The sequence below is a fragment of the Trabulsiella odontotermitis genome (genome assembly GCF_030053895.1).
GTDB lineage: Bacteria > Pseudomonadota > Gammaproteobacteria > Enterobacterales > Enterobacteriaceae > Trabulsiella > Trabulsiella odontotermitis_C.
On the sequence record NZ_CP125781.1, the window covers coordinates 2006303 to 2029579 of the forward strand.

22 protein-coding genes are annotated in these 23277 nt (G+C 56.4%); 19 read left to right on the forward strand and 3 right to left on the reverse strand.

The window, feature by feature from the left end; genetic code table 11:
• The first annotated feature begins 20 nt into the window (after positions 1 to 20).
• The 8 genes from flgE to flgL all read left to right on the forward strand — a co-directional run bounded on the left by flgE (position 21) and on the right by flgL (position 8278).
• Positions 21 to 1226 carry a flagellar hook protein FlgE gene (flgE, locus tag QMG90_RS09590; RefSeq protein ID WP_283283593.1) on the forward strand — a complete coding sequence of 402 codons (1206 nt, stop codon included), beginning with the start codon at positions 21 to 23 and terminating at the stop codon, positions 1224 to 1226.
• A gap of 20 nt (positions 1227 to 1246) precedes the next feature.
• Positions 1247 to 2002 (forward strand): flagellar basal body rod protein FlgF, encoded by a 756-nt coding sequence (locus tag QMG90_RS09595; RefSeq protein ID WP_283283594.1) that lies wholly within the window; start codon positions 1247 to 1249, stop codon positions 2000 to 2002.
• A gap of 13 nt (positions 2003 to 2015) precedes the next feature.
• Positions 2016 to 2798, forward strand: a complete 783-nt coding sequence (gene flgG / locus QMG90_RS09600) for a flagellar basal-body rod protein FlgG (RefSeq protein ID WP_038154500.1) — start codon at positions 2016 to 2018, stop codon at positions 2796 to 2798.
• A 56-nt stretch (positions 2799 to 2854) separates the two neighbouring features.
• Positions 2855 to 3553, forward strand: coding sequence for a flagellar basal body L-ring protein FlgH (gene flgH, locus QMG90_RS09605; RefSeq protein WP_283283595.1), 699 nt, complete (start codon positions 2855 to 2857; stop codon positions 3551 to 3553).
• 11 nt (positions 3554 to 3564) lie between these two features.
• Complete coding sequence (locus QMG90_RS09610) at positions 3565 to 4662, forward strand: flagellar basal body P-ring protein FlgI (RefSeq protein ID WP_283283596.1); 1098 nt, start codon at positions 3565 to 3567, stop codon at positions 4660 to 4662.
• Positions 4662 to 5612 (forward strand): flagellar assembly peptidoglycan hydrolase FlgJ, encoded by a 951-nt coding sequence (gene flgJ / locus QMG90_RS09615; protein ID WP_283283597.1) that lies wholly within the window; start codon positions 4662 to 4664, stop codon positions 5610 to 5612. The genes QMG90_RS09610 and flgJ overlap by 1 nt, the downstream gene beginning before the upstream one ends.
• 75 nt (positions 5613 to 5687) lie before the next feature.
• Positions 5688 to 7328: a flagellar hook-associated protein FlgK gene (gene flgK / locus QMG90_RS09620; protein ID WP_283283598.1), complete on the forward strand. Its 1641-nt coding sequence runs from the start codon at positions 5688 to 5690 to the stop codon at positions 7326 to 7328.
• A 14-nt stretch (positions 7329 to 7342) separates the two neighbouring features.
• Positions 7343 to 8278 carry a flagellar hook-associated protein FlgL gene (gene flgL / locus QMG90_RS09625; RefSeq protein ID WP_283283599.1) on the forward strand — a complete coding sequence of 312 codons (936 nt, stop codon included), beginning with the start codon at positions 7343 to 7345 and terminating at the stop codon, positions 8276 to 8278.
• Between the two features lie 76 nt (positions 8279 to 8354).
• On the opposite strand, the gene QMG90_RS09630 is transcribed toward flgL, so the two are convergent.
• On the reverse strand, positions 8355 to 9557 hold the full coding sequence (locus tag QMG90_RS09630) for an MFS transporter (RefSeq protein WP_283283600.1): 1203 nt from the start codon (positions 9555 to 9557) through the stop codon (positions 8355 to 8357).
• 109 nt (positions 9558 to 9666) lie between these two features.
• Here QMG90_RS09630 and QMG90_RS09635 point away from each other — a divergent pair, with 109 nt between their 5' ends.
• Entirely contained in the window at positions 9667 to 10599 is a 933-nt protein-coding gene (locus tag QMG90_RS09635) for a LysR family transcriptional regulator (protein ID WP_283283601.1), read from the forward strand.
• A 41-nt stretch (positions 10600 to 10640) separates the two neighbouring features.
• Here QMG90_RS09635 and rne read toward each other — a convergent pair whose 3' ends face one another.
• The gene (gene rne / locus QMG90_RS09640) at positions 10641 to 13808 is read right to left on the reverse strand and encodes a ribonuclease E (RefSeq protein WP_283283602.1); all 3168 of its coding nucleotides are present in this window, start codon (positions 13806 to 13808) and stop codon (positions 10641 to 10643) included.
• A 570-nt stretch (positions 13809 to 14378) separates the two neighbouring features.
• On the opposite strand from rne, the gene rluC reads away from it, so the two are divergent.
• Positions 14379 to 15326 carry a 23S rRNA pseudouridine(955/2504/2580) synthase RluC gene (rluC, locus tag QMG90_RS09645; protein ID WP_283283603.1) on the forward strand — a complete coding sequence of 316 codons (948 nt, stop codon included), beginning with the start codon at positions 14379 to 14381 and terminating at the stop codon, positions 15324 to 15326.
• Between the two features lie 46 nt (positions 15327 to 15372).
• Here rluC and QMG90_RS09650 read toward each other — a convergent pair whose 3' ends face one another.
• The gene (locus tag QMG90_RS09650; protein ID WP_283283604.1) at positions 15373 to 15957 is read right to left on the reverse strand and encodes a Maf family protein; all 585 of its coding nucleotides are present in this window, start codon (positions 15955 to 15957) and stop codon (positions 15373 to 15375) included.
• 141 nt (positions 15958 to 16098) lie between these two features.
• Here QMG90_RS09650 and yceD point away from each other — a divergent pair, with 141 nt between their 5' ends.
• The 9 genes from yceD to pabC all read left to right on the forward strand — a co-directional run bounded on the left by yceD (position 16099) and on the right by pabC (position 23275).
• The gene (yceD, locus tag QMG90_RS09655) at positions 16099 to 16620 is read left to right on the forward strand and encodes a 23S rRNA accumulation protein YceD (RefSeq protein WP_283283605.1); all 522 of its coding nucleotides are present in this window, start codon (positions 16099 to 16101) and stop codon (positions 16618 to 16620) included.
• A 16-nt stretch (positions 16621 to 16636) separates the two neighbouring features.
• Positions 16637 to 16810, forward strand: coding sequence for a 50S ribosomal protein L32 (gene rpmF / locus QMG90_RS09660; protein ID WP_002435125.1), 174 nt, complete (start codon positions 16637 to 16639; stop codon positions 16808 to 16810).
• A 75-nt stretch (positions 16811 to 16885) separates the two neighbouring features.
• Positions 16886 to 17920, forward strand: a complete 1035-nt coding sequence (gene plsX / locus QMG90_RS09665; protein WP_283283927.1) for a phosphate acyltransferase PlsX — start codon at positions 16886 to 16888, stop codon at positions 17918 to 17920.
• A 6-nt stretch (positions 17921 to 17926) separates the two neighbouring features.
• Positions 17927 to 18880, forward strand: a complete 954-nt coding sequence (locus QMG90_RS09670) for a beta-ketoacyl-ACP synthase III (RefSeq protein WP_283283606.1) — start codon at positions 17927 to 17929, stop codon at positions 18878 to 18880.
• Positions 18881 to 18897: 17 nt separating this feature from the next.
• Complete coding sequence (gene fabD, locus QMG90_RS09675) at positions 18898 to 19827, forward strand: ACP S-malonyltransferase (protein ID WP_283283607.1); 930 nt, start codon at positions 18898 to 18900, stop codon at positions 19825 to 19827.
• Between the two features lie 18 nt (positions 19828 to 19845).
• The gene (gene fabG, locus QMG90_RS09680) at positions 19846 to 20580 is read left to right on the forward strand and encodes a 3-oxoacyl-ACP reductase FabG (protein ID WP_283283608.1); all 735 of its coding nucleotides are present in this window, start codon (positions 19846 to 19848) and stop codon (positions 20578 to 20580) included.
• Positions 20581 to 20790: 210 nt separating this feature from the next.
• Positions 20791 to 21027: an acyl carrier protein gene (gene acpP / locus QMG90_RS09685; RefSeq protein ID WP_000103754.1), complete on the forward strand. Its 237-nt coding sequence runs from the start codon at positions 20791 to 20793 to the stop codon at positions 21025 to 21027.
• 92 nt (positions 21028 to 21119) lie between these two features.
• The gene (fabF, locus tag QMG90_RS09690) at positions 21120 to 22361 is read left to right on the forward strand and encodes a beta-ketoacyl-ACP synthase II (protein WP_283283609.1); all 1242 of its coding nucleotides are present in this window, start codon (positions 21120 to 21122) and stop codon (positions 22359 to 22361) included.
• Between the two features lie 104 nt (positions 22362 to 22465).
• The gene (gene pabC, locus QMG90_RS09695) at positions 22466 to 23275 is read left to right on the forward strand and encodes an aminodeoxychorismate lyase (protein WP_283283610.1); all 810 of its coding nucleotides are present in this window, start codon (positions 22466 to 22468) and stop codon (positions 23273 to 23275) included.
• Positions 23276 to 23277 lie beyond the last annotated feature (2 nt).

The following is a 23277-nucleotide window of genomic DNA, read 5'->3' on the forward strand; positions in this document are numbered from 1 at the left end:
AACCATATCAGGAGAAAGACATGTCCTTTTCTCAAGCGGTCAGCGGTCTGAATGCTGCCTCCACTAACCTCGACGTCATTGGCAACAACATCGCCAACTCCGCCACCTATGGCTTTAAGTCCGGCACGGCGTCTTTCGCCGATATGTTCGCGGGCTCCAAAGTGGGGCTGGGCGTTAAGGTTGCGGGTATCACTCAGGACTTTAACGACGGGATCACTACCAGCACCGGCCGTGCGCTGGACGTCGCTATCAGCCAGAACGGTTTCTTCCGTCTGGTCGACAGTAACGGGTCGGTTTACTACAGCCGTAACGGTCAGTTCAAACTGGATGAAAACCGTAACCTGGTGAACATGCAGGGCCTGCAACTGACGGGTTATCCGGCCACCGGTACGCCGCCGACCATTCAGCAGGGCGCTAACCCGGTCGGGCTGAACATCCCGAACACGCTGATGGCTGCCAAAATCACCACCACGGCGTCCATGCAGATCAACCTGAACTCCACTGACAAACTGCCAGCGACCACGCCGTTCGATGCGACTGACGCTGACACTTACAACAAAAAAGGCACGGTCACTGTTTATGACAGTCAGGGTAACTCCCATGACATGAACCTGTACTTCGTGAAAACCGCAGACAACACCTGGCAGGTTTACTCACAGGACAGCAGTGTCGCCGGTAACGCCGCAACGCTTGCCACCACCATGGTATTCAACAACGATGGCGCGCTGGTGACTGGCGGTACCGCGAACCTGACCACCGGGACTATCAATGGCGCGACGCCGGCGACGTTTGCGCTGAGCTTTGCGAATTCCATGCAGCAAAACACCGGTTCTAACAATATTGTGGCATCTGGCCAGAATGGTTATGGCCCGGGCGATCTGGTGAGCTACCAGATCAACGACGACGGTACGATTGTGGGTAACTACTCCAACGAGAAATCGCAAATTCTGGGGCAGATCGTGCTGGCGAACTTCGCCAACAACGAAGGGCTGCAATCGGAAGGCGATAACGTCTGGTCGGCAACGCTGGCTTCTGGCGTGGCGCTGCTCGGGACGGCGGGTGAGGGTAACTTCGGTTCGCTGACCAACGGCGCGCTGGAATCCTCCAACGTCGATCTGAGTAAAGAACTGGTGAACATGATTGTCGCGCAGCGTAACTATCAGTCGAACGCGCAGACCATTAAAACCCAGGATCAGATCCTCAACACCCTGGTTAACCTGCGCTAAGCGCCTGACGGGATAACGTAATGGATCACGCAATCTATACCGCGATGGGGGCTGCCAGCCAGACGCTGGATCAGCAGGCTGTCACCGCCAGCAACCTTGCCAACGCCTCGACGCCTGGCTTTCGCGCTCAACTGACGGCACTGCGTGCAGTGCCGGTCAATGGCGAGACAGTACAGACTCGTACGCTGGTGGCGGCATCAACGCCGGGTGCGGACATGACGCCGGGTCAGCTTGACTATACCGCGCGTCCGCTGGACGTGGCGTTGCAGCAGGATGGCTGGCTTGCCGTGCAGACGCCCGATGGCAGCGAAGGCTATACCCGTAACGGCAATATCCAGGTGACGCCAACCGGACAACTGACCATTCAGGGCAACCCGGTGATCGGCGAAGGCGGCCCGGTGGTCGTGCCGGAAGGCTCCGAGATCACCATTGCCGCTGATGGCACCATCTCCGCGCTGAATCCGGGCGACCCGGCAAACACCATTGCGCCGGTCGGGCGTCTGAAGCTGGTGCGCGCCCAGGAGAACGAAGTGGTACGCGGCGATGACGGTATGTTCCGCTTGAACCCGGCGGCACAGGCGGCGCGTGGTCCGGTCTTACAAGCCGACCAGAGCATCACGCTGCAGTCTGGCGTGCTTGAGGGCAGTAACGTTAAACCTGTGGCCGCGATGGCCGATATGATCGCCAGCGCGCGTCGCTTCGAAATGCAGATGAAAGTCATCAGCAACGTCGATCAGAACGCGCAGAAGGCCAACCAGTTGCTCTCCATGAGCTAATAACAGGACCACTATGATCAGTTCATTATGGATCGCAAAAACCGGTCTCGACGCACAGCAAACCAATATGGACGTCATCGCCAACAACCTGGCGAACGTCAGCACCAATGGTTTCAAACGTCAGCGCGCGGTTTTTGAAGATTTGCTTTACCAGACCATTCGCCAGCCTGGCGCACAGTCTTCTGAGCAAACCACGCTGCCGTCAGGGCTGCAGATCGGTACCGGTGTTCGTCCGGTGGCGACTGAGCGTCTGCACAGCCAGGGCAACCTGTCACAGACCAACAACAGTAAAGACGTGGCGATCAAAGGGCAGGGTTTCTTCCAGGTGATGCTGCCGGATGGCTCCATGGCCTACACCCGCGACGGTTCGTTCCAGGTCGATCAGAACGGTCAACTGGTGACGGCGGGTGGTTTCCAGGTGCAGCCGGCGATTACCATTCCGGCGAACAGCCTGAGCATCACCATCGGTCGTGACGGCGTGGTCAGCGTGACGCAGCAGGGGCAAACCAACCCGGTGCAGGTCGGCCAGCTGAACCTGACGACATTCATGAATGACTCCGGTCTTGAGAGCATCGGTGAGAACCTCTACACCGAAACGCAATCTTCCGGCGCGCCAAACGAAACCACACCGGGCCTGAACGGCGCCGGTCTGCTGTATCAAGGGTATGTCGAAACGTCGAACGTTAACGTCGCCGAAGAGCTGGTTAATATGATCCAGACTCAGCGTGCTTACGAAATTAACAGTAAAGCGGTCTCGACCACCGACCAGATGCTGCAAAAACTGACTCAGCTCTAAGACGTAACCGGTGCGGAATACTTCGTACCGGCTTTTTTATTCAGAAGATGAAAGCAATGCAAAAATCCGCAGCGTTTCGTTATCCGCTTCTCGCCGTCATGGCGCTCATCATGACGGGATGCGCATTGATCCCTTCCAAGCCGCTGGTGGAAGGTGCCACAACCGCTCAGCCTGTTCCCGGCCCGGTACCCATGGCCAATGGCTCTATTTTCCAGACCGCGCAGCCCATAAATTACGGCTATCAACCGCTGTTTGAAGACCGGCGTCCGCGCAATATCGGTGACACGTTAACGATTGTGCTGCAGGAAAACGTCAGCGCCAGTAAGAGCTCGTCAGCGAACGCGAGCCGCGACGGTAAAACGAATTTTGGCTTCGACACCGTTCCACGCGCGATGCAGGGGCTGTTTGGCGGCGATCGCGCCAATCTCGATGCGTCTGGCGGTAATACCTTTAATGGTAAAGGCGGCGCCAACGCCAGCAACACCTTCAGCGGTACGCTGACGGTGACAGTGGATCAGGTGCTGGTGAACGGCAACCTCCACGTGGTGGGCGAAAAGCAGATCGCCATCAACCAGGGGACGGAATTTATTCGCTTCTCCGGGGTAGTGAATCCACGCACTATCAGTGGCAGCAATACCGTTCCGTCCACACAGGTGGCGGACGCGCGAATCGAATATGTGGGTAACGGCTATATCAATGAAGCGCAGAACATGGGTTGGTTGCAACGTTTCTTCCTTAATCTGTCGCCGATGTAACGAGGTGAATTATGTATAAGTTCCTGGTTGGCATTGCTCTGGTTCTGGTGGCGGGTTTCGCCCAGGCCGATCGCATTCGCGACCTCACCAGCGTACAGGGCGTGCGGGAAAACTCACTGATTGGCTATGGCCTGGTCGTGGGCCTTGACGGAACCGGCGACCAGACAACACAAACGCCGTTCACCACCCAGACGCTGAATAACATGTTGTCGCAGCTCGGCATTACCGTGCCGACGGGTACCAACATGCAGTTGAAAAACGTGGCGGCGGTGATGGTGACCGCCCAGTTCCCGGCGTTTGGTCGTCAGGGGCAAACCATTGATGTGGTGGTCTCTTCAATGGGGAACGCCAAAAGCCTGCGCGGCGGTACGCTGCTGATGACGCCGCTGAAAGGGGTCGACAGTCAGGTGTATGCGCTGGCGCAGGGCAATATTCTGGTCGGCGGCGCGGGTGCGGCGGCGGGTGGCAGCAGCGTGCAGGTGAACCAGCTTAACGGTGGTCGCATCACCAACGGGGCAATCATCGAACGTGAACTGCCGACGCAGTTCGGCGCCGGAAACACCATCAATCTGCAACTGAATCAGGAAGATTTCGGTATGGCGCAGCAGATTGCCGATACGATTAACCGCCGTAGCAGCTACGGCAACGCCACCGCGTTAGATTCGCGGACGGTGCAGATCCGTGCGCCGTCGGGCAACAGTAATCAGGTACGTCTGCTGGCGGATATCCAGAATCTGGAAGTCAACGTCACGCCGCAGGAGGCGAAAGTCATTATTAACTCCCGTACCGGCTCTGTGGTAATGAACCGCGAAGTCACGCTGGATACCTGTGCGGTAGCGCAGGGCAACCTGTCAGTGACGGTGAATCGTCAGGCGCAGGTCAGCCAGCCGGATACGCCATTCGCCGGCGGTCAGACGGTGGTCACGCCACAGACGCAAATCGATCTGCGTCAGAGCGGTGGCGCATTGCAGAGCATTCGCTCCAGCGCCAGCCTGAACAATGTGGTGCGGGCGCTGAATGCGCTGGGGGCATCGCCTATCGAGCTGATGTCTATTCTGCAATCCATGCAAAGCGCAGGTTGCCTGCGTGCGAAAGTGGAAATCATCTGATGCTGAGCGACAGCAAATTACTGGCGAGCGCGGCGTGGGATGCGCAGTCGCTGAACGAACTGAAGGCCAAAGCGAGCCAGGATCCGGGCGCTAACCTGCGCCCGGTGGCGCGTCAGATGGAAGGGATGTTCGTACAGATGATGCTCAAGAGCATGCGTGAGGCGTTGCCGAAGGATGGTATTTTCAGCAGCGAGCAGACCCGCCTCTACACCAGTATGTACGATCAGCAGATTGCCCAGCAGATGACCGCCGGAAAAGGACTTGGGCTGGCGGACATGATGGTCAAACAGATGGAAGCCGCCCAGGGCGCGCCGGCGGAGAACAACGCCCAGGTGCCGATGAAGTTTGATATGCAGACCATTACCACCTACCAGAACGACACGTTGCGCCAGATGGTGCGCAACGCCATGCCAAAAGCCCCGGCAGAGAGCGACGTTGCGTTGCCCGGTGACAGCAAAGACTTCCTGGCGCAGCTGTCGCTTCCTGCGCGGCTGGCGAGTGAGCAGAGCGGTATTCCGCATCACCTGATTCTGGCGCAGGCGGCGCTGGAATCTGGCTGGGGGCAGCGGCAAATTCGTGGTGACAACGGCGCACCGAGCTTCAACCTGTTTGGCGTGAAAGCCTCGCCAGACTGGAAGGGCAAGGTCACGGAAATCACCACCACCGAATACGAAAACGGCGAAGCGAAGAAGGTGAAAGCCAAATTCCGCGTCTACAGCTCCTACCTTGAAGCGCTGTCTGATTACGTCGGGCTGCTGACCCGTAACCCGCGCTATGCGGCGGTGACCAGCGCGGCGACGGCGGAGCAGGGCGCGCAGGCGTTGCAGAACGCCGGGTACGCGACCGATCCTAATTATGCCCGCAAGCTGACCAGCATGATCCAGCAGTTGAAATCAATGGGCGAGAAAGTCAGCAAAGCCTACGGCAACGATCTCGAAAATCTGTTCTGAAACGGCTCAAGTTCAGCGAACGCCTGCCGATAATCTTCGACAGGACCCGTGTCTGAGAGAATAAAAGGAACCACCATGTCCAGCTTGATTAACAGCGCAATGAGTGGGCTGAGTGCAGCCCAGGCGGCACTGAACACCGTCAGTAACAACATCGCCAGTTATAACGTTGCGGGCTATACCCGCCAGACTACCGTGCTCGGGCAGGCAAACAGCTCCCTGACGGCGGGGGGTTGGGTCGGCAACGGCGTGTACGTGGGCGGCGTTCAGCGTGAGTACAATGCGTTCATCACCAATCAACTGCGCGCTGCGCAGACCCAGAGCAGCGGCCTGACCGCGCGCTATGAGCAGATGTCGAAAATCAATGACATGCTCTCGGACACCACTAACTCATTGTCTGCAACGCTGCAGGATTTTTTCGCCACCCTGCAAACGCTGGTCAGTAACGCCGAAGATCCGGCAGCACGTCAGGCACTGCTTGGCAAAGCCGGCGGCCTGGTGAACCAGTTCAAGGTGACTGATCAGTATCTGCGCGACCAGGACAAACAGGTTAACCTGTCAATCTCCTCAAGCGTTGACCAGATCAACAGCTACGCGCAACAGATTGCCGACCTGAACGAAAAAATTACCAAGATGACTGGCGTTGGCGCCGGGGCATCGCCTAACGATCTGCTCGACCAGCGCGATCAACTGGTCAGTGAACTGAACCAGATTGTCGGCGTGGAAGTGACCCAGCAGGACGGCGGCACCTATAACGTCACCATGGCTAACGGTTACAACCTGGTACAGGGCAGCAAAGCCAATCAACTGGCGGCGGTACAGAGTAAAGCCGATCCGTCGCGCATCACCGTGGCGTATGTGGATGATGTGGCGGGCAACGTTGAAATCCCGGAAAAACTGCTGACCAACGGTTCGCTCGGCGGCCTGCTGACGTTCCGTTCACAGGATCTCGACCAGACGCGCAACACCCTTAACCAGATGGCGCTGGTGTTCGCCGATTCCTTCAACCAGCAGCACCGTCAGGGCGTTGACGCCAACGGCGATACCAACGTGGATTTCTTTAACTTCGGTGGCTCTTCGGTCGTTTCAAACGCCAAAAACACCGGCACGTCGGCACTGACCTCGACCATCACCGACAGCAGCCAGGTGCAGGCGACAAACTACAAAGTGGTGTTCGACGGCACTGACTGGCAGGTTACCCGCCTGGCAGATAACACCACTTTCACGGCGACGGTGACCGGCGGCAAGATGAGCTTCGACGGTCTGGAAATCGACGTGACCGGTACGCCGAACGCCAAAGACAGCTTCACGGTGAAACCAGTCAACGATGTGATCGTCAACATGGAACTGGCTATTACCAACGAATCGCAGATCGCGATGGGGGCGAACGACGCCGATAATGGTGAAAGCGATAACCGTAACGGTAAAGCGCTGCTCGACCTGCAAAACCAGAAGCTGGTGGGCGGCACGAAAACCTTTAACGATGCCTATGCGACCATCGTCAGTGATGTCGGTAACCGTACTGCGTCACTGAAAGTCAGCACCACCACGCAGGGCAATGTGGTGACTCAGTTGACGAAACAACAGCAATCCATTTCCGGGGTTAACCTGGATGAAGAGTACGGCAACCTGCAACTGTACCAGCAATATTACCTGGCGAACGCCCAGGTGCTGCAGACCGCCAATACGCTGTTTGATGCCCTGATCAACATTCGCTAAGGAGACAGCCAACAATGCGTGTAAGTACGTTAATGATGTACCAGCAGAACATGCGTGGTATTACCGACTCGCAGTCTCGCTGGCTGGGCTATGGCGAACAGATGTCTACCGGCAAGCGCGTGAATCGCCCGTCTGACGACCCGATTGCCGCATCACAGGCCGTTGTGCTGGCACAGGCGCAGGCGCAGAACAGCCAGTTCGCCACCGCACGTTCGTTTGCGACGCAGCGCGTTTCGCAGGAAGAGAACGTGATGAGCCAGGTGACACTGTCGATTACCTCCGCGCAGGAAACCCTTGTTGCGGCCAGTAACGGTACTCTGAGCGACGATGACCGTGCCTCGTATGCAGCTCAATTGCAGGGCGTTCGCGACCAGTTGATGAACCTGGCCAACAGCCAGGATGGTAACGGTCGTTATATGTTCGCTGGTTATCAGACTGACACGGCTCCGTTCGCCGCTGACGGCACGTATGTCGGTGGGACGGTGAACGTCGAACAGCAGGTGGATTACTCCCGCAGCATGGTCATTGGCCATACCGGCGACAAAATTTTTGACCACCTGACCAGCAACGCGACGCCGGGCACGGACAGTAACGTATTTGTGATGCTCGACACCGCCATTGCCGCGCTGAAAACCCCGGTAGAAGGTGATGATACGGCGGCAGCGGCAGCACAGGCAGTAGTGAATAAATCCGCGGACGGACTGAAAAACTCACTCAATAACGTCGTAACCGTTCGTTCTGAACTGGGGACCCAGCTTGTCGAACTGGGTAAACTCGACGATTTGGGTGATGACCGGGCATTGAGTCAGACGCAGCAAATGAGCGATCTGATCGATGTAGACTGGAACGCCACGATCTCTAACTATGTCATGCAGCAGGCGGCTCTCCAGGCGTCGTACAAAGCGTTTAGCGACATGCAAGGAATGTCGTTGTTCCAGCTGAACAGCTAAACGCTTTGCCTCTTAGCATGTCCTGAAACCGGCATGTTTTCTCAGCCCGCTCCCCTCACCCCGGAGCGGGCTTTTTTTAACGTGATGCCTGCGACGCTGATGTCCGCGGGGATCTGTCGGTCAGGCGAATCAACAGCGCAATTGCCCCGGTTGCGGTCGCCAGCATGACCACGCCCGGCCATCCGGCCATCGCGTACAACTGGCTGCCCAGCGCCGAGCCGGACGCCATCCCGATAAACACCACCGTAAACAGCAGCGCATTAAGACGGCCCCGCGCCTGCGGCTCCAGACCATACACCAGATTCTGGTGCGCCACTAAGCTTGACTGCAAACCGAGGTCAAAGCCAATGGCAGAGAGGGCAATCAGCACCAGCTGGCCTTCGGCTGGCAATGCGGGCAGGACAAACATCAGTGCGAAGGAGAAGGTGACCAGCGCCGCGCCCAGTTGCGTCACCCGTGCGGCGCCGACTTTGTCCGCCAGTCCTCCGGCGAGCGGTGCGGCAAGCGCGCCAGCGGCGCCAGCAATCCCATAACCGCCTGCCACCGCGCTGCCCAGTTGGAAATGCTCAAGCAACATGACTGCCAGTGTCGACCAGAAGGCGCTGAAGGCGACCGACAAAAAGCCCTGCGCCAGCGCCGCGCGGCGCAGTTCAGGATAGCGGCGCCACAGGTGTGCCATCGATTTCATCAACGCCGGATAGCTGAGCGTCGAGTGGATGGCGAAACGCGGCAGGGCAAACCACAGCAGCACGCCCATCGCCGCGATGCTGACCGCGGCGGCCTGATACATCTCCCGCCAGCCAAAGGCAGCACCAACCAGCCCGCTGACGGTCCGCGACAGCAGAATGCCGAGCAGCAGGCCGGTCATCACCGTACCGACCGTTTTCCCCTGTTTCCCGGCGGGCGACAAAATGGCAGCCGCGGGGACGATATCCTGCGCCATCGTTGCCATCATGCCTGTCAGCAGGCTGAAGACCAGTAGCGTATGCAGCCCGCTGGACAGACTGCAGAGAAACAGCAGCAGCGCCAGCAGCGCGCTTTTGCCGACAATCAGTGTGCGCCGATCGTGACGGTCGCCCAACGGCAGCAGAAACAGAATGCCGAGCGCGTAACCGGCTTGCGTTAGTGTAGGTACCAGCCCCATGCCTTCGACGCTGAGGTGCAGATCGCGCCCCATCAACGGCAGCAATGGCTGGGCATAATAGATCGCGGCGACGCTGAAACCGGCGCCCAGCGCGAGTATAAAAATAACCCAGTTGGGTCTGAAAGCCTTTGTCATGATGATGTCCTCGTAAACGGTATGGCGCTATTTTTGCCGGTTTACGGTTGGCACTGTAGCAGGAGCGGTGGTAAAACAGTTATACGTAATGCGTATGGCTAACTGATAAATGATAAAGAATGAACGTATAGATCGCGTTGAACTGATGCGCACTTTTATCCGCATTGTGGAAGCCGGGTCGCTGTCGGCCGCCGCGAGGCAACTGGAGACCACTCAGGCCACCATCAGCCGCCGTCTGCAATCGCTGGAGACGTTGCTGGGAGCAAAGCTCATCCTTCGTACCACTCATGCGATGAAACTGACGGATGACGGCGAACGTTGTTATCAGCACGCCCGAAACGTGATTGATGCCTGGCTGGCGCTGGAGGACGATCTGCAGGTCGCGGAAGACGAACCCGTCGGCATACTGAAAGTGCGCGCGCCGCATGCTTTCGGGCAACAGCAACTGCTCGCGCCGCTGGTGTCGTTTCTGCATAAATATCCGCAACTCTCTGTGGAATGGATGCTTAACGATAAATCGGTCGATTTTCTCAGCGATAACATTGACTGCGCTATTCGCGTCGGGGCGGAAGTCGATCCCGCGACCGTGTCCGTTTTACTGGCGGAAGTGCCACGCAGCATGGTGGTAACGCCTGCGCTTTTGTCCCGCTATCCGGCAATCACTACACCAGAGCAGCTTTCCGCGCTGCCGTGGGTAGCCATCAATACGTTTTATCAGCACGATGTGACGCTTCAGCAGGCGACGGGGGAAAGTTGTACGGTAGATATCGTTCCCCGCCTGAGCACCGACAGTATTTACGTTGCGCGCAATACGGCGCTGGCGGACACCGGTGTGGTCATTATTTCCAGCTGGATGGTGGAAGAAGATTTGCGGGCAGGGCGGCTGGTAGAGATTTTACCGCAGTGGCGGGCAGCCCCGTTGCCGGTACATCTGGTTTATCCCTGGGCGCGCTATTACCCGACACGACTGCGGCGCTTTCTTGACCTGATGCGTGAGGTGATGCCGCAAATTGCGGGGATGCGACGCCCGGAAGCAGAATAAAAAAAGCCGACCTGAAGGGTCGGCTTTTTCGTGCTTAGCGCTTACTCAGTCGGCTGCGGACGTGTTGGACCGGACTGTGCCTGGTGCGTCGCACTGTGACCGCCAGCGGCCCCTTTACCTTCGAAAGCAAAGGACGGACGAACCCAGTCGCTGTGACGCGGCGGTTCCGGCGTATATTCCGGAGCCGGGGCACGGGTCATCGGCGCGGTGGCGTGATGATTGTCAGCAGGCGCGGTTTGTTCGGTTACCACTGCGGCAGGTTTTACCTCTTCAACAGGCTCGACCGGCGCGGTGACAACAGGTTCAGTAACCGGCTCAGCCACGACTGGCTCAGCGGCAGCTTCAACCGGCGCTTCTTCAACCGGCGCTTCGTTGGTGACGTCAGCAGATTCCACCGCGGCTTCGACTTCAGCAGCCACTTCTTCAGCGACCACGTCGTCTTCTGCTGCGATCAGGTGCGGCTGCTCGGTCACCGGCGCGGCAATGACGTCAGGATGAGTGGTTTCAACCACCGGCTCCTGCGGCTCGCTTACCACTGGCTGCGGTTCAACCACTACCGGCTGTTCTTCCGGCGTTAACGCGGTATCTGCCACAACAGCGGCAACGTCAGGCTGAACATCGGTGATAACCGGCGCGGCCTGCTGCGTTTCTTCCTGCTCGATTTGCTCATCAGCCGGACGGGCAACCGGGTAGCGGATCCACACTTTACCGGAAGCCATTTCTGGCGAGGCGCAGGCCACGGTCAGCGGCATCGGCGACTGCAGTGGGTAACGCTCGTCACGGTAACGACGGCGGCGCTGGCCGCTGACGCGCAGGTGACGCGGTGAACGGCGTGAACGGCGCGGCATACCGGCGGTATCACGCGCTTCAGCGTTGTCGTCCTGCTCAACTGGCGTTTCAATCACCGCTGGCAGATCGATTTTCGCCAGTTCAGTGCGCTGCGCAGTGACGACCGGCTGCGGCTGCTCGGTGATGTCATCGGCAATTGCAGCAGCGGCTTCCTGCTCGGCGGAGAGGATGCGGACTTTTTGCGTCAACTGGCGCGGCTTACGGCGCGGCATGACCTGAACGCGTTCTTCCTGTTCGGTCTCCTGCACTGCTGGCTGTTCGTCACGGCTCTGCGCTTTGGCTTCCTGCTGTGCCTGGCGTTTGTCGTCGTTGTTACGACGGCGGTTACGCTCACGACGCGGTTGCTGTGGCTGCTCGTCACGGTTCTGCGCTTTTTCCGTTTCATCAACCGTCGTTTGCTGACGGGCTTCACGCGTTTCGGCGTTCTGCTGCTGTTTTTCGCGACGGTTACGGCGGTTCTCTTCACGACCCTCGCCGTTGTCATTGCGGTTGTCACGGCGATCATTACGGTCGCGACGGTTGTTCTGACGTGATTTACGACGATCCTGCTGACGCTCAGGTTTCTCTTCTTTCTTCACCGGCGCCGGTTCAGCTTCCTGCGGCGCTTCGCTGCCGGCAAAAAGATTTTTCAGCGCGCCGAAGAAGCGAGACACCAGACCCGGTTCTGCCGGCGAGGCAGGGGCTTTTGGCGCTGCCGGGGCGGCAGCTTTCGCCGCGGGTGCCGCGGTTTCGGCTGGCGGCGCCGGCGGAACATCAGGCATCGCGAAGGTCGCCAGAGCAGGCTGCTCTGGGCGCTTACGCTCAGCCGGTTCTTCTTCCGACGGCATCGCCATCTCTTCTTCGTGCAGTTTCGGCAGCAGATAACTCAGGGTTGGCGTTTCTTCGCCTTTACGTACGCGCAGCACGGAGTAGTGCGGCGTTTCCATTTGATCGTTCGGCACGATAATGCAGCGTACGCCGCCCTGACGGGCTTCAATGGCGCTTACGGCGCTACGTTTTTCGTTCAGCAGGTAGGACGCAATCGGCACAGGGACAATCGCATGCACTTCCTGGGTGTTCTCTTTCAGCGCTTCTTCTTCAATCAGACGCAGGATAGAGAGCGACAGGGATTCGTTATCACGGACGGTGCCGGTGCCGCTACAGCGCGGGCAGACGTGATGGCTGGATTCACCCAGCGACGGGCTCAGACGCTGACGGGACATTTCCAGCAGGCCGAAGCGCGAAATATGGCTGATCTGAATGCGGGCCCGGTCCTGACGCACCGCTTCACGCAGACGGTTTTCAACCGCGCGCTGGTGGCGTACCGGGGTCATATCGATAAAGTCGATAACGATCAGGCCGCCAAGGTCACGCAGACGCAACTGACGTGCGATTTCGTCTGCCGCTTCCAGGTTGGTGTTAAACGCCGTCTCTTCGATGTCGCCGCCGCGGGTCGCGCGGGCGGAGTTGATATCAATTGCGGTTAACGCTTCGGTGGAGTCGATAACGATAGAACCACCGGACGGCAGACGCACTTCACGCTGGAATGCGGATTCGATCTGCGATTCAATCTGGTAGTGGCTGAACAGCGGAATTTCACCGGTGTACAGTTTGATTTTGCTGCTGAAATCCGGACGACCCAGTGCCGCGATGTGCTGGCGCGCCAGCTCAAGCACTTTCGGGTTATCAATCAGGATTTCGCCGATGTCCTGGCGCAGATAGTCACGGAAGGCGCGAACGATAACGTTGCTTTCCTGATGGATCAGGAACGGCGCCGGGCGGCTTTCTGCGGCTTTCTGGATAGCTTCCCAGTGCTTCAGACGGAAGCTCAGATCCCACTGCAACGCTTCGGCGGATTTACCCACCCCGGCGGTACGCACGATAAGACCCATGCCGTCCGGCAGTTCAAGGCTGGACAGCGCTTCTTTCAGTTCGGTACGGTCATCACCTTCGATACGGCGTGAAATGCCACCCGCACGCGGGTTATTCGGCATCAGCACCAGATAACTCCCCGCCAGGCTAATAAAGGTCGTTAATGCAGCGCCTTTATTACCACGTTCTTCTTTATCAATCTGAACGATAACTTCCTGACCTTCGCGCAGAACATCTTTGATGTTGGGGCGGCCATGAGCGTTATAGCTGGCGGGAAAATACTCGCGGGCGATTTCTTTAAGGGGGAGAAAACCGTGACGTTCAGCGCCGTAATCAACAAATGCGGCTTCCAGACTCGGTTCAATGCGGGTGATTTTACCTTTGTAGATGTTCGCTTTTTTCTGTTCGTGTCCTGGGCTTTCGATATCCAGATCGTACAGACGCTGCCCATCAACAAGGGCGACACGCAACTCTTCCTGCTGAGTTGCGTTAATTAACATTCTTTTCATCGTAACTTACTCATTATTCGTACATTGACGACTAAGCTGCGGGCAGAGTAATGCCTTTCCGGGGGTGAACCGATGGCCTCGTGTCTGTTCACGTCGCCAACCTCACGGTTGTCGCTCGCTTAAGAGGCGCAGAGTGTCGGCTGCCTGTGTTGTTGAGACAAACACAGCGCAATTAACAGGGGAACAGCCTGGGAAAACTCTCCAGAGTTGCTTCCATTTACCGGTAAGGACTGCAACCCGCAGCCCGCTAACTGCCTGAAAGATCAATACGTCTTACGCCATTGCTGCGTGGATGATCGGTCGGGCAAAACTGGTAATTCCGCAAATTTCCTTGTTTTAACAAGATTCAACACGGAAAACGGCATCATTATTCCATTGCTAACCTTGTTATAGCAAGATGACTTTTACCATTTGTTACCCGGTTACTCACAGTTTTTGCACCTCTCTGTCAGGATTGTTCTAATAACAAGCAATCCATTCAGTGAGATGTCTGGTGTTACCGGGTCACCATAATATAAGCATAGAAAAATGAGTGGCGCGAATGCGCCTGGCTATTTAGAATCGCCGACCATGAAAACTGAGACTCCAGCCGTAAAATTTGTCGCGATTTCTGCTGATGAAGCGGGACAACGCATCGATAACTTTTTGCGCACCCAATTGAAAGGTGTGCCGAAAAGTATGATTTACCGCATTCTGCGTAAAGGGGAAGTGCGGGTTAACAAAAAACGTATTAAGCCTGAATATAAACTTGAGGCGGGCGATGAAGTGCGTATTCCGCCGGTTCGCGTCGCCGAACGCGAAGAAGACGCCGTTTCTCCGCATTTACAAAAGGTCGCCGCGCTGAGCGACGTTATCCTTTATGAGGATGACCATATTCTGGTGCTGAATAAACCGTCGGGTACGGCAGTTCATGGCGGCAGCGGGCTGAGCTTTGGCGTGATTGAAGGATTGCGCGCATTGCGCCCGGAAGCGCGTTTCCTTGAGCTGGTGCATCGCCTCGACCGCGATACCTCCGGCGTGCTGCTGGTGGCGAAAAAACGCTCGGCGCTGCGCTCATTGCACGAACAACTGCGCGAAAAAGGCATGCAGAAAGATTATCTGGCGCTGGTTCGCGGCCAGTGGCAATCGCATATGAAAGTGGTGCAGGCGCCGTTGCTGAAAAACATTCTCCAGAGCGGCGAGCGTATTGTCCGCGTCAGCCAGGAAGGGAAACCGTCTGAGACGCGTTTTAAAGTGGAAGAGCGTTACGCGTTCGCCACGCTGGTGCGTTGCAGCCCGGTGACCGGCCGCACGCACCAGATCCGCGTTCATACCCAGCATGCCGGGCATCCTATCGCTTTTGATGATCGCTACGGTGATCGTGAATTTGATAAACAGCTGGCGTCGACCGGGCTGTCACGCCTGTTCCTTCACGCCGCGGCGCTGAAATTCCAGCATCCGGGAACCGGCGAAACGCTGCGCATTGAAGCGCCGATGGATGAGCAGTTAAAACACTGTCTGAAGGTTTTGCGTGGTTGATTTATTGCCGGGTGGCGCTGTGCTTACCCGGCCTGGAGGGCATTGCTCATGCCAGCAACGGATTACAATGCTCGCGCCGTAACATCTGACAGAGTGCGATAAGCGGCAGCCCGACCAGCGTGTTCGGGTCGCGCCCCTCCAGCCGTTCGAAAAGAGAAATACCTAAACCTTCACTTTTAAAGCTGCCCGCACAATTCAGCGGGCTCTCTTTACGGATGTAATTGCGGATTTCCTGTTCGGTCAGATGGCGAAAATGCACATCAAACGGTTCGCATTCGGTTTGCAGATGGCCATTCGCCGAATTATAAAGCGCCAGCCCGGTATAGAAGGTGACAATATTTCCGCTGGCTTTCTTTAATTGTATAAACGCGTTCTCTTCTGTATGTGGTTTACCGGTAATCGCGCCGTCCAGAATACAGACCTGGTCGGAACCGATAATAAGGTGTTGCGGAAATCGCTGCGCGAGCGCCTGCGCTTTGGCCTGCGCCAGCCGCAAAACCAGCTGGCGGGGCGATTCATCCGTGACCGGCGTTTCATCGACCTGCGGCGCAGCGCATTCGAAGGGAATACTGAGTTTTTCCAGCAGCATCCGGCGGTAGGGTGAAGTCGAGGCAAGTACAAGGTTTGGCATATTTTTTTCAGTCAGGTATGGCGAATCGGTTAGCGTCATTTTAAACTACAGGCCGCAATGTGTGCGAATAAATGGCAAAAGGCGTCTTCGGGTGCCTTTTTCTTTGACTATACGACGTTACAAAGTTAATATGCGCGCCCTATGCAAAAGGTAAAATTACCCCTGACTCTTGATCCGGTTCGTACCGCTCAAAAACGCCTCGATTACCAGGGTGTCTATACGCCCGATCAGGTTGAGCGTGTTGCCGAATCTGTAGTCAGTGTGGACAGCGATGTAGAATGCGACATGTCGTTCGCCATCGATAACCAGCGCCTCGCGGTGATAACCGGCGATGCAACGGTGACGGTGACCCTCGAATGTCAGCGCTGCGGGAAACCGTTCACGCATCATGTTCACACAACGTATTGTTTCAGTCCGGTTCGTTCTGACGAACAGGCTGAGGCACTCCCGGAAGCGTATGAGCCGATTGAGGTTAACGAATTCGGTGAAATCGACCTGCGGGCGATGGTGGAGGATGAAATCATTCTCTCCTTGCCAGTAGTTCCGGTGCATGATTCTGAACACTGTGAAGTGTCCGACGCGGACATGGTCTTTGGTGAACTGCCTGAAGAGGCGCAAAAGCCAAACCCATTTGCCGCATTAGCCAGCTTAAAGCGTAAGTAATTGAGGAGTAAGGTCCATGGCCGTACAACAGAATAAACCAACCCGTTCCAAACGTGGCATGCGTCGTTCCCATGACGCGCTGACTGCAGTTACCAGCCTGTCTGTAGACAAGACTTCTGGTGAAACCCACCTGCGTCACCACATCACCGCCGACGGTTACTACCGCGGTCGCAAGGTTATCGCTAAGTAATCACGCGAAAGCGTGAAGCTTAGTGAGGATTTCCCCGCGCACGCGGGGAGAAACGAACCGGGCAGCGACGATACCTTGACACGTCTGACCATAGCGTTAGATGTCATGGGAGGCGATTTTGGCCCTTCCGTGACGGTGCCTGCAGCTTTGCAGGCACTGGGTTTCAATTCGCAACTCTCACTTCTTTTAGTCGGCGATCCCGACGCCATCTCGCCATTACTTGCCAAAGCTGATTTCGAACAACGTTCGCGTCTGCAGATTATCCCTGCACAGTCAGTTATTGCCAGTGATGCACGACCGGCGCATGCCGTGCGTAACAGTCGGGGCAGCTCGATGCGTGTGGCGCTCGAACTGGTGAAAGAAGGTCGTGCCCAGGCCTGCGTCAGCGCAGGAAATACGGGCGCGTTGATGGGGCTGGCGAAATTATTGCTCAAGCCAATAGAAGGCATTGAGCGCCCGGCGTTGGTGACGGTGTTGCCGCATCAGCAGAAGGGCAAAACGGTCGTGCTCGATCTGGGGGCGAACGTCGATTGCGATAGTACAATGCTGGTGCAGTTTGCGATCATGGGAGCGGTGCTGGCGGAAGAAGTCGTCGGTATCAGCAAGCCGCGTGTCGCGTTGCTCAACATCGGTGAAGAAGAGAGCAAAGGGCATGAAAGCATTCGTGATGCTTCTGCTTTGCTTAAAACTGTGCCTACTATCAACTATATTGGTTATCTTGAAGCCAATGAGTTGTTAACGGGCAAAACCGATGTGCTGGTTTGTGATGGCTTCACCGGAAACGTCACGTTAAAAACCATGGAAGGCGTTGTCAGAATGTTTCTTTCGCTGCTGAAATCACAGGGTGAAGGGAAAAAACGGTCGTGGTGGCTGATTTTATTAAAGCGTTGGTTACAAAAAAGCCTCGCCAGGCGATTCAGTCACCTCAACCCCGACCAGTATAATGGCGCCTGTCTGTTAGGATTGCGCGGCACGGTGATTAAAAGCCATGGTGCAGCCAATCAGCGCGCGTTTAGCGTCGCGATTGAACAGGCAGTGCAGGCGGTGCAGCGGGAAGTCCCTCAGCGGATTGCCGCTCGCCTGGAATCTGTATTACCGGAAAAAGACTGAGCGTACATGTATACGAAGATTATTGGTACCGGCAGTTATCTGCCCACACAGGTGCGTACTAACGCCGATTTGGAAAAGATGGTTGATACGTCTGACGAGTGGATTGTCACACGCACAGGTATCCGTGAACGTCGTATTGCTGCGCCAAATGAAACTGTTGCCACAATGGGCTATGAAGCCGCCCGGCGCGCGCTGGAGATGGCGGGTATCGCAAAAGACGATATCGGCCTGATTGTGGTTGCGACCACCTCCACCACGCACGCTTTTCCAAGTGCTGCCTGCCAGATCCAGAGCATGCTCGACATTAAAGGTTGCCCGGCGTTTGACGTCGCCGCTGCCTGCGCTGGTTTCACCTATGCGCTGAGCGTTGCTGATCTGTACGTAAAATCCGGTACGGTTAAAAATGCGCTGGTGATTGGTTCCGACGTGCTGGCTCGCACCTGCGACCCGACCGATCGCGGCACAATCATTATCTTTGGCGACGGCGCAGGCGCTGTCGTGGTGAGCGCATCTGAAGAGCCGGGTATCATCTCTACCCATCTTCACGCGGATGGCAGTTATGGCGAGCTGTTAACGCTGCCAAATGCCGATCGCGTGAATCCGGAAAACGCCATTTACCTGACTATGGCGGGTAACGAAGTCTTTAAAGTGGCTGTCACGGAACTGGCGCATATTGTCGATGAAACGCTGGCAGCCAATAACCTCGATCGTTCGCAACTGGACTGGCTGGTGCCGCACCAGGCGAACCTGCGCATCATCAGCGCGACCGCGAAAAAACTGGGCATGTCGATGGATAATGTTGTGGTGACGCTCGACCGCCACGGCAACACCTCTGCCGCGTCGGTGCCTTGTGCGCTGGACGAAGCCGTTCGCGATGGCCGCATTAAGCAGGGTCAACTGGTGCTGCTTGAGGCTTTTGGCGGCGGCTTCACCTGGGGTTCTGCGCTGGTTCGTTTCTAGAATAAGGAAGAATAAAGATGACGCAATTTGCTTTTGTGTTCCCGGGTCAGGGTTCGCAGACTGTCGGGATGTTGTCTGAAATGGCAACGAATTACCCGATTATTGAAGAGACTTTTGCTGAAGCCTCTGCGGCGCTGGGCTATGATCTGTGGGCATTGACGCAACAAGGGCCAGCGGAAGAACTGAACAAAACCTGGCAGACTCAGCCCGCGCTGCTGACGGCATCTGTCGCGCTGTACCGCGTATGGCAGCAGCAGGGCGGTAAAACGCCTGCGCTGATGGCCGGTCATAGCCTGGGTGAATACTCTGCGCTGGTGTGCGCGGGTGTCATTGCTTTCGCTGATGCCGTTCGTCTGGTTGAACTGCGTGGTAAATTCATGCAGGACGCTGTACCGGAAGGCACGGGCGCAATGTCTGCCATCATCGGGCTTGATGATGCCGCGATTGCCAAAGCCTGTGAAGAATCTGCCAAAGGGCAGGTAGTTTCGCCGGTTAACTACAACTCGCCGGGCCAGGTGGTGATCGCCGGGCATAAAGAGGCGGTTGAACGTGCGGGCGCCGCCTGTAAAGCCGCAGGCGCGAAACGCGCACTGCCGCTGCCGGTCAGCGTACCGTCTCACTGCGCGCTGATGAAGCCGGCTGCCGAAAAACTGGCGGCGGAACTGGCGACAATCACCTTCAACGCGCCGCAGATTTCTGTGGTGAATAACGTTGACGTGAAATGCGAAACGTCTGCAGACGCTATCCGTGACGCGCTGGTTCGCCAGCTGTACAGCCCGGTTCAGTGGACGAAGACCGTAGAATTTATGGCCGCGCAGGGCGTTGAACACTTGTATGAAGTCGGGCCGGGTAAAGTCCTCACCGGGCTGACAAAACGTATTGTCGACACACTGACAGCGTCGGCCATTAATGAGCCGGCGGCGATGTTAGCGGCGTTAGAACAATAACAGAGGAAAAACAAAACCATGAGTTTTGAAGGAAAAATCGCGCTGGTTACCGGTGCAAGCCGCGGGATTGGCCGCGCAATTGTTGAAACGCTCGTTGCCCGTGGCGCGAAAGTCATCGGCACGGCGACCAGTGAGAGCGGCGCACAGGCGATCAGCGACTATTTAGGCGCCAACGGAAAAGGTCTGATGTTGAATGTGACCGATCCAGCATCTATCGAATCTGTACTGGAAAATATTCGCGCAGAGTTTGGCGAAGTCGACATTCTGGTCAATAATGCCGGGATTACTCGCGATAATCTGCTAATGCGAATGAAAGAAGAAGAGTGGTCAGACATTCTCGAAACCAATCTTTCATCAGTTTTCCGTCTGTCAAAAGCGGTAATGCGCGCTATGATGAAAAAACGTCATGGGCGTATTATCACTATCGGTTCTGTGGTTGGTACCATGGGAAATGCCGGTCAGGCCAACTACGCTGCGGCGAAAGCAGGTCTTATCGGTTTCAGTAAATCGCTGGCGCGCGAAGTGGCGTCACGCGGAATTACTGTGAACGTTGTTGCTCCGGGCTTTATTGAAACGGACATGACGCGTGCGCTTTCTGATGATCAGCGTGCGGGTATTCTGGCGGAAGTTCCAGCGGGTCGCCTCGGTGACGCAAAAGAAATCGCCAGTGCGGTTGCATTCTTAGCTTCTGACGAAGCGAGTTACATCACGGGTGAAACTCTGCACGTTAACGGCGGGATGTACATGGTTTGATCGCGATTTGCACAATATGCTCAGGAACCACGCACTTCGTGCAATCCGGAGCAGGATAATGTGCAAAATAATTTGCGTTATTAGGGCGAATACCCGCAAAATAGCGTAAAATCGTGGTAAGACCTGCCGGGATTTAGTTGCAAATTTTTCAACATTTTATACACTACGAAAACCATCGCGAAAGCGAGTTTTGATAGGAAATTTAAGAGTATGAGCACTATCGAAGAACGCGTTAAGAAAATTATCGGCGAGCAGCTGGGCGTTAAGCAGGAAGAAGTTACCAACAATGCTTCCTTCGTTGAGGACCTGGGCGCTGATTCTCTTGACACCGTTGAGCTGGTAATGGCTCTGGAAGAAGAGTTTGATACTGAGATTCCGGACGAAGAAGCTGAGAAAATCACCACCGTTCAGGCTGCCATTGATTACATCAACGGCCACCAGGCGTAAGTGAACATCTCCAGGCGGTCACTCGACCGCCTGAGTTTTATCTTTAATTCGTCCCACGAATCTCTTTTTTTATCCCTCCCTGGAGGACAAACGTGTCTAAGCGTCGTGTAGTTGTGACCGGACTGGGCATGTTGTCTCCTGTCGGCAATACCGTAGAGTCTACCTGGAAAACTCTCCTTGCCGGTCAGAGTGGCATCAGCCTGATCGACCATTTCGATACTAGCGCCTATGCAACGAAATTTGCTGGCTTAGTAAAGGATTTTAACTGTGATGACATCATCTCGCGTAAAGAACAGCGCAAGATGGATGCCTTCATTCAATACGGAATTGTCGCTGGCGTTCAGGCCATGCAGGATTCTGGCCTTGAAGTGACGGAAGAGAACGCCGGTCGTATCGGTGCCGCTATCGGCTCTGGTATTGGCGGTCTCGGTTTAATCGAAGAAAACCACAGCTCGCTGGTTAATGGCGGTCCGCGTAAGATCAGCCCGTTCTTCGTTCCGTCCACAATTGTGAACATGGTGGCGGGTCACCTGACCATCATGTTTGGTCTGCGTGGGCCAAGTATCTCCATCGCGACCGCCTGTACTTCAGGCGTGCATAATATCGGCCATGCGGCCCGTATTATTGCTTACAACGATGCTGACGTGATGCTGGCAGGTGGGGCAGAAAAAGCCAGTACGCCGCTGGGCGTAGGTGGTTTCGGCGCGGCACGTGCGCTGTCTACCCGCAATGATAACCCGCAGGCGGCAAGCCGTCCGTGGGATAAAGACCGTGATGGTTTCGTGCTGGGTGACGGCGCGGGCATCATCGTGCTGGAAGAGTACGAGCACGCGAAAAAACGCGGTGCCAAAATCTACGCTGAAATCGTCGGCTTTGGGATGAGCAGCGATGCCTACCACATGACGTCACCGCCGGAAAACGGCGCAGGCGCTGCACTGGCGATGGTCAATGCGCTCCGCGATGCAGGCATTGAACCGGGCCAGATTGGCTACGTTAATGCCCACGGCACGTCCACCCCTGCGGGTGACAAAGCCGAAGCGCAGGCGGTGAAAAATGTATTTGGTGCAGCAGCAAGCCGTGTGATGGTCAGCTCAACCAAATCCATGACCGGTCACCTGTTAGGTGCGGCGGGTGCAGTAGAATCTATCTACTCCATCCTGGCACTGCGCGATCAGGCGATTCCGCCCACCATCAATCTGGATAACCCGGATGAAGGTTGCGATCTGGACTTCGTTCCACACGAAGCGCGCCAGGTCAGCGGAATGGAGTACACCCTGTGTAACTCCTTCGGCTTCGGCGGCACCAACGGCTCTCTGATCTTCAAAAAGGTCTGATCCTCTCTTTAAGGCCTGCGTTTGCAGGCCTTTTCTTTAAGCGCATTCCCCTTGTAACCCTTCCGGGCTGCTGCCAGACTGACAGACACAGATAAGGAGCTTCTATGTTCTTGATTAACGGCAAAGAACAGGACTCTCTGGCGGCGAACGATCGCGCTGTCCAGTTTGGCGATGGCTGTTTTACGACGGCGAGAGTCCGCAATGGCAAGGTCGATTTTCTCGCGGCTCACCTGCAACGCCTGCAGGCGACCTGTCACGCGTTGATGATCCCTTTCGCCGATGACATCCTGCTACGTGAAGAGATGCAGCGACTGGCGGCAGAGAACGGCGATGGCGTACTGAAAGTGATTATCACCCGCGGCAGCGGTGGGCGCGGTTACAGCCCGGCAGCCTGTCTGACGCCGACCCGCATCCTCTCGGTGTCGCCCGCGCCTGCGCAGTATATTCGCTGGCGGGAAGAGGGCATTACGCTGGCGTTAAGTCCGGTACGGCTCGGTCGTAATCCGCATCTCGCCGGGCTTAAACATCTGAATCGGCTTGAGCAGGTGTTGATCCGCGCGCATCTTGAGCAGACGGACGCGCAGGAGGCGCTGGTTCTTGACAGCGAAGGGTGGGTTACGGAATGCTGTGCGGCTAATTTGTTCTGGCGGGCGGGTGATACTGTCTTTACGCCGAGGCTCACCCATGCCGGCGTCAACGGCATTATGCGCCAGTATTGTCTCTCGCGACTGGCACAAAGCCGCTATCACGTTGTCGAAGTGAGTGCGCGTGAAGAGGCGGTACAGCAGGCGGACGAAGTTCTGCTGTGCAACGCGCTGATGCCGGTGGTACCGGTGAAGGCGTTTGGCGATGTTCGCTACCTGTCACATGAACTGTTTGAGTTTCTGGCCCCTTATTGTGAGTTGTCCGATTAGCC